At 71.9% G+C, this 15538-nt stretch carries 11 protein-coding genes and 1 riboswitch; of the genes, 7 read left to right on the top strand and 4 right to left on the bottom strand.

Annotated features, from left to right (window positions below; translation table 11 throughout):
- Positions 1 to 208 precede the first annotated feature (208 nt).
- Positions 209 to 1285, bottom strand: coding sequence for an integrase core domain-containing protein (locus tag KV557_RS36865; RefSeq protein ID WP_218205969.1), 1077 nt, complete (start codon positions 1283 to 1285; stop codon positions 209 to 211).
- 84 nt (positions 1286 to 1369) lie between these two features.
- Between KV557_RS36865 and KV557_RS36860 the strand changes: the two genes are divergently transcribed.
- Positions 1370 to 1846: a hypothetical protein gene (locus KV557_RS36860; protein ID WP_218205968.1), complete on the top strand. Its 477-nt coding sequence runs from the start codon at positions 1370 to 1372 to the stop codon at positions 1844 to 1846.
- Here KV557_RS36860 and KV557_RS36855 read toward each other — a convergent pair.
- Together KV557_RS36855 and KV557_RS36850 are read right to left on the bottom strand one after the other, a co-directional pair.
- Positions 1835 to 2941, bottom strand: a complete 1107-nt coding sequence (locus tag KV557_RS36855) for a helix-turn-helix domain-containing protein (protein WP_218205967.1) — start codon at positions 2939 to 2941, stop codon at positions 1835 to 1837. The genes KV557_RS36860 and KV557_RS36855 overlap by 12 nt on opposite strands.
- Before the next feature lie 62 nt (positions 2942 to 3003).
- Entirely contained in the window at positions 3004 to 3201 is a 198-nt protein-coding gene (locus tag KV557_RS36850; protein WP_218205966.1) for a hypothetical protein, read from the bottom strand.
- Between the two features lie 1982 nt (positions 3202 to 5183).
- Here KV557_RS36850 and KV557_RS36845 point away from each other — a divergent pair.
- From KV557_RS36845 to KV557_RS36820, 6 genes are read left to right on the top strand one after another with little or no spacing between them, the layout of a single operon-like run.
- Complete coding sequence (locus KV557_RS36845) at positions 5184 to 6182, top strand: 3-oxoacyl-ACP synthase III family protein (RefSeq protein ID WP_218205965.1); 999 nt, start codon at positions 5184 to 5186, stop codon at positions 6180 to 6182.
- 2 nt (positions 6183 to 6184) lie between these two features.
- Positions 6185 to 7153 (top strand): hypothetical protein, encoded by a 969-nt coding sequence (locus KV557_RS36840; protein ID WP_256178499.1) that lies wholly within the window; start codon positions 6185 to 6187, stop codon positions 7151 to 7153.
- Entirely contained in the window at positions 7150 to 9120 is a 1971-nt protein-coding gene (locus tag KV557_RS36835) for a fatty acid CoA ligase family protein (protein ID WP_256178498.1), read from the top strand. The genes KV557_RS36840 and KV557_RS36835 overlap by 4 nt, the downstream gene beginning before the upstream one ends.
- Positions 9117 to 10154: an NAD-dependent epimerase/dehydratase family protein gene (locus KV557_RS36830; RefSeq protein ID WP_218205963.1), complete on the top strand. Its 1038-nt coding sequence runs from the start codon at positions 9117 to 9119 to the stop codon at positions 10152 to 10154. The genes KV557_RS36835 and KV557_RS36830 overlap by 4 nt, the downstream gene beginning before the upstream one ends.
- A gap of 2 nt (positions 10155 to 10156) precedes the next feature.
- Positions 10157 to 13327 (top strand): non-ribosomal peptide synthetase, encoded by a 3171-nt coding sequence (locus KV557_RS36825; RefSeq protein ID WP_308130255.1) that lies wholly within the window; start codon positions 10157 to 10159, stop codon positions 13325 to 13327.
- On the top strand, positions 13324 to 14037 hold the full coding sequence (locus KV557_RS36820; protein WP_218205962.1) for a formyltransferase family protein: 714 nt from the start codon (positions 13324 to 13326) through the stop codon (positions 14035 to 14037). Before KV557_RS36825 ends, KV557_RS36820 begins: the two co-directional genes overlap by 4 nt.
- Positions 14038 to 14217: 180 nt before the next feature.
- On the opposite strand, the gene KV557_RS36815 is transcribed toward KV557_RS36820, so the two are convergent.
- On the bottom strand, positions 14218 to 15129 hold the full coding sequence (locus KV557_RS36815) for a CAP domain-containing protein (protein WP_218205961.1): 912 nt from the start codon (positions 15127 to 15129) through the stop codon (positions 14218 to 14220).
- A 2-nt stretch (positions 15130 to 15131) separates the two neighbouring features.
- A riboswitch (cyclic di-AMP (ydaO/yuaA leader) is annotated at positions 15132 to 15306 on the bottom strand.
- Positions 15307 to 15538: the final 232 nt, after the last annotated feature.

Raw genomic sequence — 15538 nt, 5'->3', positions numbered from 1 at the left:
GGATATCATCGTGTTGGGGCGATCCGAAGGGCTGATCCCCAGGTCCGGGAGACGGACTCGGCACCCTGCGCGCCGCCCCGCTGGCTGACTCCGACCCGTCGACGCCCGAACCGCTGACGTTCTACCGAAAGCCAACCGACCGGATGGACAGCATCGGGCCGCGCAGGACCTGTGGGGCTCGGAAAGTCATCGCCGCTGGTCAAGCTACTTACCGGTACTCGTTGATGACGCCGCCGAGGACGCGGCTGCGCAGGAGTCTGCGGCCTTCGAAGTCGTGAAGGGTGGTGGGCTGCCGGTCGGCGCCGGGTGGTAGCTGGCTCCGGGCCCGGTGGGGGCGGTGCTCGTTGTAGTGCCGCTGGTAGGCGTCCAAGACCAGCCGAGCATGAGCCTCGTTCATGATCAGGACGTGGTCGGGCACCTCGCGCCGGATACTGCCGATCACCCGCTCGCAGCGGGCATTCATCCGGGGAGCCCGCGGCGCACTCTTCAGGATCTCCATCTCCTCGGCCTCGAAGACAGCGTCGAACGAGGGCCCGTACTTGCCGTCGCGGTCGCGTAGCAGGAAGCGCAGCGACTCCATGCGCGTGCCCAGGCCGGCAGCGACGTTGCGGGCCTGCTGCACGGCCCACTCCCGAGTGGGATGAGCGGTGACGCCGGCGATGTGCAGACGTCGAGTACCGTGCTCAAGGAACGCCAACGCGTACAGCCGGCGCCCCATCGCAGTGTCGAGATGGAAGAAGTCGACGGCGACGATGCCCTCGGCCTGGGCCGTGAGGAACTCACGCCAGGTCGGGCCAGTGCGGCGCGGGGCCTGGTCGATGCCCGCCGCGTTCAGGATCTCCCACACCGTGGATGCGGCGATCGGATGCCCGAGGCGGGCCAGCTCGCCCTGGATCCACCTGTGCCCCCACCCCGCATTTTCCCGAGCCAGGCGTAGCACGAGGTTCCTGAGCGCCGCTCTGGTCGGCGGACGCCCGGTGCGGGTGCGCCGTGTGCTGTAGTCCCACTTCGCCGCGATGAACCTTCGGTGCCAGGCCAGAAGCGTGCCGGGTGCGACGGGGAAGACCTCGTACCACCGGTGACGGGGTATCAGGCTGGACAGCGCCGCCAACCAGAGCCGGTCCGCCGACTCATAGCGGACCGGGCCGGCGAGCTGGCGACACAGCACCGCGTTCTCATGCCGGAGCACGAGCAGCTCCGCATCCTTCGCGGTGTCGCGACGCAGCAGCACTCCCGGGACGGACAGCAACTTGCGGGCCACCTTGTACAGCAGCGAGACGATCACGCGGACATGGTGGCAGCCGAGATCGCCCTCCCGCTGCCACCTGCAGCAATGACTTTCCGAGCCCGACAGGGGCGGAGGCACTGATTGTCCGACTTCGCCGACTACATTCGCCGCCGAGGATGGAAGATTGAGCAACTCGGCGGCAGCATCCGCGTGTTGAGAGTTCTCGTGGCGCACTTTGGCATCGACGCGCCGATCCGAGAGGCGGACATCAAGGCGGTCGCCGCGCTGAGCTACAACCACCAGGGCGCCCGCGTGGTCAACTACCTGCGACTGCGGAACCTCCTCGCCGAGGACGAGATCGTGGACGCTGACCTGGCCAGGGCCCGCCGGATCGCGGCCGGCCTGCCGAACGCGTTCGCCAACGCGGTGAGCACCTGGATCGACGTGCTGTCCGGCCAGGGCAGCACGCCGAGCCCGGCCCGGACCACCAGCACCGCTTCCGCTCCCTATCAGTGGGCACCGGCAGCCACAACAACCCAAGGCTCTCAACTTCCCGGGCCCCGCACCATCCGGACACCCGGCGCAGCCACGGCGCGCAGCTCCCGGTCAGAGCCCTGAACGGGGAGACGGGGTGCCGGGCATGCGGAATCCGGGTGGGTTGCTCCTGCCCTCCCAGCCGCATAAGGCGCAGGTGTACCCGCGGGCCAGAATCTGCGCAACGCTGGGGCTGACCATGGCCCCGCAGTTCGAGCACTGACAGGCCCATGGGGCGGTGGAACGGCCAGGGTAGGGCGACACGGGGTCGAGTCCGGCCCGCCGGACCAGCTTTGTGGCAGACATGACGCTGGCCTGGGGTGCCGTCTCCGGGCTGTGGTGCTTGGTCTGAACGAGCATCAAGCCTCGCGAGGTCTTCACGACGGCGTCGACCTCCGGCCAGCGCACTTGGTCGACGAGCTGGGCCACCAGCGAATCCAAGGTGGAGTCAATGGCCTCTGGGCGGTCGAGCGCGCCGTCGTATCCGGCGGCGGTCGCAGCCCGTGCCTGTACCTCCCATTCCTCAGAGCCAATGCTCGACGCGTGCAGCGACGCTGAAGCCGCCATCACCTCAGCGCGCAGCCAGGTGTCGTTCCCGGCCGGGATCAGCCACAGCCACCTGCGAAGGTCGGCGTACCGGGCGATGCCACATGCCATTAGGAAAGACAGGACACAGCGGGGATTAAGAGCCCGGCGCCCGGATACCAGCGAGGCGAACGACTCCGCCGCCCAGCTGTTCTGCCCCAGACGCGACAACCGGGACAGTTCGCTGAACGACCGGTCGGCGAACCGCTTGGCCACCTTCAGCCACAACCGATACTCGTCGAGGGTCCGCGGCTCGGTCAGCGGAACCCAGGGCCGTGCCGGGGTCCAGCTCCGAATGGCCTCGGCCATCAGCCAGTCCTCGTCGGCCGGCCCACGCATCACGGCGATGCAATCCTCGTAGGAGCGGCGCCACCGTCGGCTGTCGCCGCCGCAGGCCTCGACCACCTTGCGGACGGTCTCCCAACTGGGCAGCTCGCGGCCGTTGAAGGCCTTGGACAGGGTCGGCACGGAGACGTGGCACTTCTCGGAGATCGCGGCGAGGGTGAGGCCGCTCCTGTGCTTCAGCGACTGCAGCTCACTGGCGAACCGACCGGTCGGAGTGGCCAGGGTCGGGGGGGTCATGGAGCGGCCCACACCGCTCCCTCCTCTCGTACGGCAACGGGGCCGGCCAACGACGGCCGGCCCCGGCGGGCGGGTCAGAGCCAGGCGGCGAACGTGCCGGCCAGGACCGTGCCCGCCGTCAGCACCTCGACGGCGTGCTCCAGGGACCAGCCGGTGGAGACCATGGCGACGAGCAGGATCTCGACGACCACCAGGATCACCACCCGTCCCGGACGCAGGGCGGCGGGCAGGACGGGGAGCGCGGGCCGGATGACCGGCAGGTGTACGGACATGGAGGACAACCTCGTTCTGCTGTGGCCGGGACCCGCGGACGGGACCCGGCTGAGGGTGGACCGGACTCGGAATGAACTGATGCGAGGTCAGATCGCCGGTGGTAGACGGCGGTTCACCCTCGTGGCCCACTACTCTCGCACAGCCGTCGGGGTCCGGGGAAATCGCTGCCAGCGAGTGCCACCCGTGTGCCACCCCCTCCTCAAGCGGTCCGCCACCAGGCTTTCCCCCTACATGAAACAATCGCGCACGGTGCAGCGTTTCCGCAGGTCAGAGCAGCTCTTTGTTTCGAAATGAGCACAGTGCCGTACCTGCTCTTTCGCAGAATTCGCTGTTTTCGCATAGTGAGCCAGCAGCCGTTTCCTTCAGACGGCCAGCACAGACGCTCGTTCGTTGGACCGGACTCGCGTCAGCTCTCCCGGAGTCCGTGTGGTAGCGGACCCGGAGCGACGGCCGGCCGGTGGGCCCACACCCACCGCCGGCCTTTGCTGTTTCTTCCTCGGCTACGCCCAGCCCCCACCCCCATCCGGCACACCGCAACGCTGACGGACAACTACTCCCCCACATGAAGTGTCGGCGCGATGTGTCACCGGGAACCGGCCGGCCAAGCCGCGCCCTCGTCGCGCCGGGCCTCAGTGCCCCGGGTTCACGAAGGAGCAGCGCCCCGAGGGAGCGGTGGGGCCGGAGGAGGACTGAGCGAAGCCGCGGGAGAGGCAGTCACCGCCCCGCGCGCGATGCGGGCGCGGCCGTCGAGAGGCAGGACGACGAGGTACTGCCGGTCGGCGTCCTCGACGCGGGCCAGCGTGATGGAGGTACCGGCCGCGGATCCCGCACAGGGGATGGTCCCTGCCCCCGGCGTGCTCGACGCCGGGCACGCCTTCGACCTCGACGGCGGGGAACTCGGCCGGTTCGCGCGCGGTGGCGAACGACCAGGTCTCGCCCGAGGTGTCGATGTCGGGAGTGTCGATCATGCGGGGCAGCATGCCATGCCCGGGACCGCCGCCCGCGCGAGGGTACGGGGGGCATCAACACGCTCACACACTGCGGTCCTTCGCCGGGTAGAGCTTCGCGTGCAGCACCCGCACCTCCCACCACGGATCATCCGGAGCCGACACCACCGCGGCCACCACCTCCCGCCGGGTCGGCACAGGCAGCGCGCTCCACCGGCCTGGCCGTCGCCGCCGGCCTCCGGCACAGGGCACGGACGTCATACCGCCGAGACAACCACCAGGACGGCCTCCACCCGACCGACGAACCCGCTCCAGAGCTTGAGAAAGAACGAACTGCCTCCGGGTTCTGCCGTTCCCCGCGAGGCTGGGGTCATGGTTCCCGAGATCTTCCGTGTGTCTCCATTCGCTGGGGAGACGACCTGCTCACTCCTTGGCCGGGTCTTTTGCGCGTGCCGTCGTCCGGATGATGGGGTGGCATGGTGACCAACCACGATGATGCGGCGGCTGTCCGACCGTTGACACTGGCTTGGGTGAGCCGGCATCTGGAGGTCAGCGAACGAGTTCCACCGAGCCGACCCATCTGTACCGAGAGGACAGCAGACGCTCCAAGGAGGTTCTCTTCACAGGCGGCTTCGAATCCCAGGGGATCGACTTCAGCGGATTGGCCGACCATATGCTTGGCCGCGCCACTGATCAGGCTCTCTTTGTCGACCTTCCCGACGGCCAATCAATCTCCGGTGGCACGCCAAAGACGGGTGGCGATCGTCACATCCCCGCGATGCAAGGTCGCTTTGAGTAATACGCTAGTCTCCAAGAGCGATTGACGCGCCCACGTCATGCGGCACTCCCGCGGCCAGGGAGAAGCCCGCGAAGTAACCCTGGGCACTTCGAGTTCCAACGTGCACGAAGGTGACGTCCATTCACCTCGTGTGATTTTACGTGGCCTTAATCAACCGGACCCACGCGAGAACGAAGAGAGTGCTGTGAACAAAAACCGGTTAGAAGCCATCGGGGCCTACCTCCCCGCAGCGGTGATGAGCACCCGGGAACTCCTCGACCGCCTGGAGAAGGCCCCGGAGTTCGACCTGGTGAAGATCACCGGGACAACGGAGCGGCGGGTGGCGGACGACACCGCACAGAGCCCCGAGAACAGCCTCACGATGGCCGTGTCGGCGGCCCGGGACTGCCTGGGCCGATCCCGCTACGCACCGGACGAGATCGACGCCGTGATCTCCTGCTCCATCAGCCGCATGACCGACGGCGGGCGCCTCCAGTTCGAGCCTTCGTTCGCGCACCGCATCGCCAAGGAGATCGGCGCGGACCGCGCCGTCCACTTCGACGTCTCCAACGCCTGCGCGGGCATGATGACCGGCGTCCTCCTGCTGGACCGGATGATCCGCGCCGGCACCGTACGCAACGGCCTGGTGCTGAGCGGGGAGCACATCTCCCCCATCGCCTTCACCGCCGCGCGCGAGATGGAGGACAGCAGGGACCCCCAGTTCGCGTCGATGTCCGTAGGGGACTCCGCCGTCGCGCTGGTGATGGACCGCGCGACGGACGACCGGGACGTGATCCACGACATCGAGCTGATGACGTGCTCGGAGTATTCGCACCTGTGCCTCGGCATGCCCAGTGACGGCACGGGCGGCATGGCCATGTACACCAACAACAAGGAGATGCACGCCGAGGACCGGCTCTCGCTGTGGCCGGCCTTCCACGGGGACAGGCTGGCCGAGCAGGGCCGTCGGTTCGCCGACGAGGGATACGACTTCATCATCCACCACCAGGTCGGCACCCGGTTCGTGGACTTCATGAACGCCGCGGGCGAGCGCGGCTTCGCCGCACCCATGCCGCAGTCCCTCTCGGTCGTCGACCGGCTGGCCAACACCGCGACCACATCGCACTACCTGGTGCTGCATCAGGCGCTCGCCGAGGACCGCATACCCAAGGGGTCGAAGGTGCTGATGGTGCCCGCGGCCTCGGGTGTCGTGACCGGTTTCCTGTCCGCGACCGTCTCCTCCCTGGAGGTGTGACCATGGCCACCGTCATCAGCTCGGCCGCGCTCAGCCCGGCCGACGGCTCCGGCAGCTCCATCGGCCACGCGGCGGCGGCCGGCCGCGCCTGCCTGGAACAGGCCCAGATGTCCTCCGCCGACGTCGACGTCCTCATCAACGTCGGCGTCTACCGCGACTCCAACATCGTCGAACCGTCCGTCGCCGCACTCATCCAGAAGAACATCGGCATCAACCTCGACTACCTCCACTCCCCCGACCGGCGGGCCGCGTTCTCCCTCGACCTGATGAACGGGGCCTGCGGCGTGCTCAACGCCGTCCAGGCGGCCGACGCCCTGCTCTCCACCGGCAGCGCCCGCCGGGTGATGGTGGTCTCCGCCGACACCCACCCGTCGACGGACCCCTCCCGCGCCGGCACGGCCGCGTTCCCGTACGCGAGCACCGGAGCAGCCCTGCTGCTGGAGCACACCGGCGACACCCTCGGCTTCGGCCGTGTGCACCACCGGTCCCTGCCCGGCGGGCACGGGGTCAACGGCTATCTGCCGCTGCCCGACGTCGGTGCCGACGGACGGAACAGCATCGTCGTGGACCGCGACGACGACGTCCTGGACCGGATGCTGGCCCTCGCCGTCGACTCCGTCCACACCGTGCTGAGCGCCGAGGACAGCGCGGCGATCGCCCAGGACACCGCGGACGCCGGCCGGGCACACGTCGCCCTCGACCGCACCCTGCTGGTCACCTCACAGCCGACACCCGCGTTCGCCGCGCGCCTCGCCAAACGCCTCGGCCTCGCCTCCGACGCCGCCGTCACCGTCGAAGGCGTCCACGGCGACCCGCACACCTCGGCGCTCATCCACGGATACCGTCAGGCCCTGGACACCGGCCGCCTCGCCGGACACGACCAGGTGCTCTTCCTCGCGGTCGGCGCGGGACTCACCTCGGCGACCTCGCTCTACCGGCTGACCGGCACCGGCGACGGGACCACCCGATGATGCCCGCCCCGTCCCTCCCCCGGGACCGGCACGCCTCACTCGCGGAACTGTTCGCCGGGCACGCCGCCCGCACACCCGGCAGGACCGCGCTCATCCATCCCGACGCAGAGCGCACCGAACCGGGCGGCCGCGCCGCCTACACCACGGTCGGCTACGCCGAACTCGCCACCAGGGTCGCGGCCTGCGCCGCCGGACTGGAAGCGCACGGCATCCGCCGCGGCACCCGCACGGCCGTGCTGGTGCCGCCCGGCGGCGACCTGCTGACGCTGGTCTTCGCCATGATGCACGTGGGCGCCGTGCCGGTCGTGGTGGATCCCGGCATGGGTCTGGACCGCATGCTCGACTGCCTACGGCGGGTACGAGTGGAGGCCTTCATCGGCGTCCCGAAGGCCCAGATGCTGCGGCGGCTGCGCCCGCGCGCCTTCGGCGGGGTGCGCAGCTCGGTCACGGTGGGCCGCGCGGACGGCACCGCCCTGCGGAAGCTGATCGCCGCCGGCGCGGGCCGGCCGAAGTCGCCCCCGGCGCGGACCGGCCCGGGCGACCTCGCGCTCATCGGCTACACCACCGGCAGCACCGGTCCGGCCAAGCCGGTGGAGGTCACCGTCGGCATGCTCCGCGCGATGGCGGAGGGAGCCGAGGAGGGCCACTTCACGGACGACGCGAAGACCACCCTGGTCACCATGCCACTCATGGGCGTGTTCGACCTGGCGGCCGGGCGCACCGCGGTCGTGCCGAAGATGGACATGGCCAGGGTCGGCGCCGCCGACCCTGCGCCGCTCGCCGACGCGGTCCGGCGCTTCCGGGTGGACGCGATGTTCGCCTCCCCGGCGCTGCTGGCCCCCTTCGCCTCCCACCTGGCCGCGACCGGGGCCCCGGTGCCCTCGCTGCGCCTGGTCATCTCCGGCGGCGCCCCGGTGAGCCCCGGGCTGATGGGCGAACTGCGCGCCGTACTGCCCGACGAGGCACGCGTGTTCAGCACCTACGGGGCGACCGAGGCCCTGCCCATGGCGCTGTTGGAGAGCCGTGAGGCGCTGACCGGGCTCGCCGGCGGGCCGGCCACCGGGCTCGGTGTCTGTCTGGGCCGCCCGGCGCCGGGCATGGCGGTGCGTACCGTCGCGATCAGCGACGGACCGGTGCCCCGGTGGGCGCCCGGCCTGGCCGTACCGCCCGGCGAGCCGGGCGAGATCGTGGTGAGCGGGCGGGCCGTCAGCCCCCGCTACTTCCGGACGGCGCAGGCCGACGCCGACCACAAGATCCAGGACGGCGTCACCCGCTGGCACCGTACTGGTGACGTCGGATGGATCGACGAGGCGGGCCGGATCTGGTTCTGCGGACGCAAGAGCCAGCGGGTCCGCACACCCGGAGGCGACCTGCACACGGTGCGCTGCGAAAGCATCTTCAACGCCCATCCGCGGGTCCGGCGCACCGCCCTGGTCGGCATCGGGCCGCGCGGGCAGGAGCGGCCGGTGCTGTGCGTGGAGCTGGCGCCGGGCACCGGCCGGGACCAATGGCCGCGCATCTCGGAGGAGTTGTGCACCCTCGGTGCGAACAACGCCATGACCGAGCCGATCGTGGACTTCCTGCTGCACCCCGCGTTCCCGGTGGACGTTCGCCACAACGCCAAGATCCGCCGGGAGTTGCTGGCCGGCTGGGCCGAGGACCGGCTCATTGGGAGCCGCCGCCCCACGGGTGCGGGCCTGGCGCTGCGCGCCGTGCCGCTGGCCGGCTGGGCCTACACGGCCGCGTGGCCGCTGCTGCCCTGGGACCATCCAGTGCTCACCGCGCTGTGGTGTCTCGACGTCTTCCTCAGCGTCGTCGTCCACGCCGTGCAGATACCGGCCGCGCTGCGTGCGGAGCAGGAACTCGCCACCGGCCGCAGGCCATGGGCCACCGCCGCTCTCACGATGCTCTTCGGGGCGACGTGGTGGCGGACGGCCCGCGGCGGGAGGAAGGCCGCTTCGATATGAAGGTACTGGTGACGGGCGCGTCCGGATTCCTGGGCAGCCACATCGTCGACGCCTGTCTGCGGGCCGGCGACGAGGTCCGCGTGCTGGTGCGCGAGGGGAGCGACCTCAGCCATCTGCGCACCGTGGCGGGCATCGAGTTCGCCTACGGCGACCTGCGGGACCCGGCCTCGCTGAGGGCGGCGGCGGACGGGATCGACGCGGTGCACCACAGCGCCGCCCGGGTCACCGACCGGGGCACCAGGGCCCAGTTCCGCGACGAGAACGTCGACGGCACGCGGCGACTGATGACGGCGGCCAGGGACGCCGGGGCACGGCGGTTCGTGTTCATCAGCAGTCCCAGCGCGCTGATGGGCATACGCGACGGCGACCGGCTCGGCATCGACGAGAGCGAGCCCTACCCGAAGCGCTTCCTCAATCTGTACTCGGAGACCAAGGCCGCCGCGGAACGTCTCGTCCTGGCCGCCGACCGGCCGGACTTCACCACGGTCGCGCTGCGGCCGCGCGCCGTGTGGGGCCCGCGCGACCGTTCCGGCTTCATGCCGCGCCTGCTGGCGAAGATGATGACCGCCGGCCTGCCCGACCTCTCCGGAGGCAGGCCCGTCCACGCCTCGCTGTGCCACTGCGACAACGCCGCCGAGGCGAGTGTCCGGGCCGCCCGGGCCGAAGGAGTGGGCGGCCGGGCCTACTTCATCGCGGACCCGGAGCCGGTGGAGGTGTGGAGCACCCTCGCCGACCTCGCCGAGCGGTTCGGCGGCACGCCCCCGACCAGGCGGGTCCGCCTCGGACCGCTGCGTGCCGCCGCCTTCGCGGTGGACATGGCGCGGAAGCTGCCCCCGCTGGCCAGGCACACGTCCCCGTCCCTGTCCCGCTACTCGCTGGCGCTGCTGACCCGGTCGGCCACGTACGACACCTCGGCGGCGCGCCGCGATCTGACCGCGCCGACGGTGGACCACGAGACCGGGATGGCCCGGCTGGCGGCCTGGGTCGACGAGATCGGCGGCGTCGGCGAGTTCATCCGGAAGGTGAGGCCTTGACCGTGCACTACGCAACCACCGGGTCCGGTGCCAGGGGCGCCTCCGCCTTCCGGCGGCCCGTCTCGCCCACCGAGTGGTCCTACCTCGCCGCCGCCCGGCTCGGCGAGATGATGGTGATCCAGCTCGTGGTCGAGGGTGTCGGGGAGATCGGTGCCCGGTCGCTGGCCCGCGCCGTGGCGCAGGCTTCCCGGTCCTGCCCCGGTTCCCGGGTCGTGCGCCGCGGTCGGACGTGGACCGACAGCGGGGTGCCGGCCAGGGTCTTGGTCGTGGACGCCGCCGCCTTCGACCGCACCGCGCCGACCGGACTGCCGGAGCTGACCGGCCACTTGGCGCAGGCCGAGGGCCGTCCGGCGTGCGAGGTGCTGCTGCTCACCGGGGAGCCGTCCACCGTGGTCTTCCGCGCCGCGCACGCGGTGATGGACCTCAAGGGCCTGCGGACCTGGGCCGCCGAGGTCTTCCGTGCCCTCAGGGGCGAGCCGCCGCAGGACGCCGCGGACACGCTGACGGACTACCGGCTCCTGGCCGCGCTGGGCAGGACCGGGCAGCGTCCCCGCCTCGGGCTCGACCAGCGTTCTCCGCTGGGCGGCAGGGCGGGCTCGGCCGCCGTGTGGCGGCGGCGGACCGTGCCGGGCCGGCCCGTGGCGGCAACCGCGAGGATCTCGGCGGCACTCGCCGAAGCCGTCGGCTCCCCGGCCCGGATCATGGTGCCGGTCGATCTCCGGCGACACGCACGTGCCTCGTCCGCCACGGCGAACCTCACCCTGCCCGTGTTCCTCGACGTTTCGCCCGGCCAGGGTCCGGACGCCGTCCACCGGCGGTTGCTGGACGCTCTCGCGGACCGGCGGGAACTGGCGGCCGGCACCGAGGCGTCGCTCGCCAGGCTTCCGCTGCCCGTGGCCGCGGCCCTCGTCCGCGCCTCGCGGGCCGCGGCCCTGGCACGGCACCGCCACCTCGCCTCGGCGATCGTCTCGCACGGCGGCCGACTGGATCCGGCGGGGTTCAGCACCGACGGGTTCGCCGCGACCACGGTCTATGCCCTGCCCGTCCACGCCCCCATGGTGCCCTTCAGCGTCGTGATGCTCGAACTGCCCGGCCACACCGAGCTGGTGGTCTCCGCCCGAGGGGCCGCGGACGTGGGTGAACGCTGCGACGCACTGATCGACCGGCTCGCCGGCGCGCTCGCGACGGCCGAACCGGCAGCAGGTTCGAGGGAGTTACCGGCAGCGGGTTCGAGGGCGCTGCGGCGACCGCATGAGCCCGGCGCCGCCCAGCGGCTCCTCGCTCCGGGGCCCGAGGGGCTGCCACCGCTGGACACCACGGTCGTCCAGCTGTTCCGCGCGCAGAGCGCCCGCTCCCCGCAGGCCCCCGCGGTGACCGGCGACACCGCGCACTGGTCGTACCGCGAACTGGACCGGCGCTCCGACGCCGTCTGCGCCGAACTGCTCGCCAGGGGCGTGCGACGCGGCGAGGTCGTCGGAGTCCTCGCCGACCGCACGGCGTCCGGGCTCGCGGGCGTCTGGGGGGTCCTCAAGGCGGGCGCGGCGTTCCTCCCCATCGACGTCCGTAATCCGGCGCAGCGCGTCGCGGAGCTGCTGCGCGACGCACGGACCCGGTTCTGCCTGGCGGGGGCCGCCTGGGCCGGTCTCGCCCGGGGCTTTGACGGCACGACGATCCTCCTGGAGGACGTCGCCGCCGTCGACGGCCCGCTCGACGCGCGGACGCGGGAAGCACTCGCCGCCGCCGCGCCGGGCCCGGACGACCTGGCGTACGTCATCTACACCTCGGGGTCCACCGGCCGGCCCAAGGGTGTGCAGGTGGAGCACCGGAGCCTGGTCAACGCCGTCGGCTGGCTGGCCCCGCTCATGCGGTGCGACGCGGGGACCCGTGCCGCGTACTCCTTCTCGCCCGGCTTCGACCTGTCGCTGATGCAGATCTTCCCGCCGCTGCTGCACGGCGGAGCGGTCGTGCCGGTGCCCGGCGAGCTCGACCACCTCAAGCTCCGCGACATGTTCTCGGGCCGGCGCGCCAACACCCTGTCGCTCACCCCGACCCATCTCGACCTCGCGGCACGGCTCGGCGTCCGCCCGACGGGCATCCGCGCACTGCAACTGGGCGGTGAGAACCTCACCGCGGCCACGGCCCGACGGGCGCGCGAGGCGTTCGGACCGGACTGTCTCATCGTCAACGCCTACGGCCCCACCGAGGCCACGCTGGCCTGTACGGTCGCCGTCGTCGAGGACGGCATCTCGCGTGGATCGGCGCCGATCGGCGTTCCGGTGCACCGCACCGGCGTGAGCGTGCTGGACGAGCGGCGGCGCGAGGTTCCGGACGGCCGGCTCGGCGAGCTGTACGTCACCGGCGTGCAGCTGGCCCGCGGTTACCTGGGCCGCCCCGACCTCACCGGCGAACGGTTCGTTCTCCTGCCGGACGGCCGCCGTGCCTACCGGACCGGAGACCTGGTGCTGCGGCTGCCCGGTGGGCAGCTGGAGTACGCGGGACGCGTCGACGACCAGGTGAAGATCCGCGGCCACCGGGTGGAACCGGCCGAGGTCGAAGCGGCGCTGACCGGGATGCCGGACATCGCCCAGGCCGCCGTGGTCGCCCGCGGCCGGACCGAGGAGGTACGGGCCCTGTGCGCGTTCGTCGTCCTCGCGCAGGGCGTCACCGCCTTCGACGAGGCCGCCGTACGGGCCGAGCTGGCCCGGTCGCTGCCGCCGCACCTGGTGCCCACGGTGATACGCGTTCTCCCGGCGCTGCCGGAGACCGCCAGCGGCAAGACCGACCGCAAGGCGCTGCCGGATCCCTTCAGCGCCGCCACGGCGGGTGCGGGCGGCTCCCCGGCCGCGCCGGAGGCACCCGTGCCTCTGGGTGGGGCGCAGCCGGGCGAGGCGGGACCGGGCGGGGCGGGCGCCGATCGCGCCGTGGCGGCTGTGACCGCGGAGATCTGGTCGCGTGTCCTGCGTTGCGAGGCCGCGCTCCTCGACGCCTCGTCCGACTTCCACGCACTGGGCGGCGATTCGCTCGCCGTTCTGGAAATGCTGTCGGCCCTCGGCGAGGAGCTGCTCGGCGGGTCGGCCGAGCGACGGCTGCTGGACCGGCTCGGGCCGCTGAGCGGCGGGCTGACCCTGGGCCGCGTCGTCGCTGCCGTCAGCGTCGTGCGGAGCGAGGCATGATCTTCGTTGGTGAGGGCGCGCTGCTGTGGCGCGCCGTACGGCACACGCTGGACAGCGGGCTGCCTGTGGACCTGGTCTGCGGCCCGACTGCGGACGGCGCCGCCGCCGCGGTGCCGTCCGGAGTTCGCTTCCTCGGCACCGCGGACGTCAACGCGGTCGCGGGCGAGCTGGCGGCGACCTGCACGGACGGGTTGGTCTGGTCGGTCAACAACCGGATGATCTTCCGTGCTCCGGTGCTGTCCACCGGGCTGCGCGTCCTCAACGTCCACCACGGCCCCCTCCCGGCCTACCGCGGGATGCCCGAAGTCGCCCTGGTGTACGCCATGCTGGGCGGCGAGCGGGAGTTCGCCGCCACGCTCCACCGCGTCGACGAGGGCATCGACACCGGTCCCGCTCTGGCCTCCGCGCCCTATCCGATCGGTGCCGAGGAGCCGTACCACGTGGTGATGCGCCGGGGACTGCAGGTCTGTCACCGGCTATTCGAGCGGTGCCTGCCGCTCGTGGCGGCCGACCCCGACTGGCCCGGCGACCCGGTCCCCTCCCCGGGGGCGTCTCCGGGGACGTCTCCGGGGGCGCGGAGCGGCGGCTACTTCGGGCGCACGGCACTGGGCCGGCTCCCCCGGTACCGGGAGCACCCGAGGTTCGCCCGCGCCACCGACCTGGGTTTCCTCGCCGGGTACCTCCCCGAGCTCGCCGAGGCCCTGGCATGACGACCGGCCGCACGGCCCCGGAATGGGCTGGCCGAAAGACCGCCCCCGCAAGAGCGTTGACTGACTGTGGTATTGACGCGGCCCACCTCGCCGAGGCGCGCCAGGGCCGCCGGCTGGCGGAGTCCGGCCCGGGGTGGCCGCGTGATGCGGCCGCCCCGACGGTGTGCGGCCGGCCTGGACTCAGTTGGAGAAGTCCTGGGTCATCCAGACGGTACCGCTGGCGTCCCGGTGGACAGCGATGCCGATGTGGGTGAACGAGGTGCTCAGGATGTTCTGCCGGTGGCCGTCGTTCGGCGGCTGCTCGTTCAGCATGTCCTGGGTCAGGGCCACCGCCTCGGTGGCGATGTCCTGGGATGCGGTGCTGACCGGGCCGCCGTCGCCTATGTTCTCCCCGGCAGAGTTCCACTGGACGCCCGCGGCGCTCTCCCGGGCACCCAGTTCGTTCTCGTTCGGGCACTGGTGGGACAGGCCGCAGCCGGCGGCCATCACCTGGTTGTGGGCTTGGGCGCTGCTGGTCAGGCCCGCGCTGATGGTGTACGCCGGCAGGCCCTTGGAGGCTCGGGCCTGGTTGATCAGGGCGAGTACCTGTTGGACGGCGTCCGAGCCGGCCGCGGTCGGCCTCGCGGAGGCCGTCGGCGCGGCCGAAGGAGCGGCCGGACGAGCGGCCGCGGAGGTGGGGGCGGGGGTCGACGTGGCCGACGGCGACGAGGATGCCGACGGGTGCCAGGAGGTGTGTGGGGTCGGGGCCGTCGGCGAGGCCGAGGAGGCCGTGGACGGCACGGCGGAGGCATGCGTGGACACCGCGGTCGGGGCCGCGGAGGCCGTCGTTGTGCCCGAGGCGGTGGGCGTGGCGAAGGCCCACGGGGAGCTCCCGTGGCCAGGGGTGCTGCCGGGGGCGTAGGCGTCGTGGCGTTGCGCCGGGGCGGCGGGTGCCGCGGGGCCGTGGGGGTGGCGGGGAAAGATGGCGGAGCTTCCGCTAGCGGTGATCAGCGGCATCGCCAGGCCGACGCCGACGACTCCGACGGCGGTGGCCAGGCGCGGGGCGTGGCTGTGGCGCGATCGACGGTGTCGGCCACGACGGGGAGACGGCATGGTGGACCCCTCGGCGACGCCTGCGAGGTGAGCTGTCGGGTTCGGGCCGCGAGGTAGCCCGGCCGCGCATGAGCGGCTTCACCCCTAGCCGCGTCCCGGCAGGCCCGTTGGACGGGCCAAGCGGACACGGCACTTTCCTGGGTCCCCCGCTCCTGCCCGATGCGGAGCTCGACGTCCTGCCGGCCGGTGGGCAGGACTCGGCGTCCCGACGGCAGGGTCCGCGGATACGAACGCCTGCACGCTAGGCAAGCCGGATCGGTGATCACAAGACGTTGTCATTCACAACACCGTTGCGTTTAGCTTCGAGGGCGGGAAGCGAGTCCGTGCTCGAAGAAGGTGATGTCGGCGCGGAAGGTATAGGTCTGGGCTTTCTGGGGGTGCTGTCCGGCGTTCGGGCCGTACTTGCTGG

The sequence above is a fragment of the Kitasatospora aureofaciens genome (genome assembly GCF_019192735.1).
GTDB lineage: Bacteria > Actinomycetota > Actinomycetes > Streptomycetales > Streptomycetaceae > Kitasatospora > Kitasatospora aureofaciens_A.
Note: the sequence above shows the minus strand (reverse complement) of the source record. Positions and strands in the feature narration are given on the sequence as shown.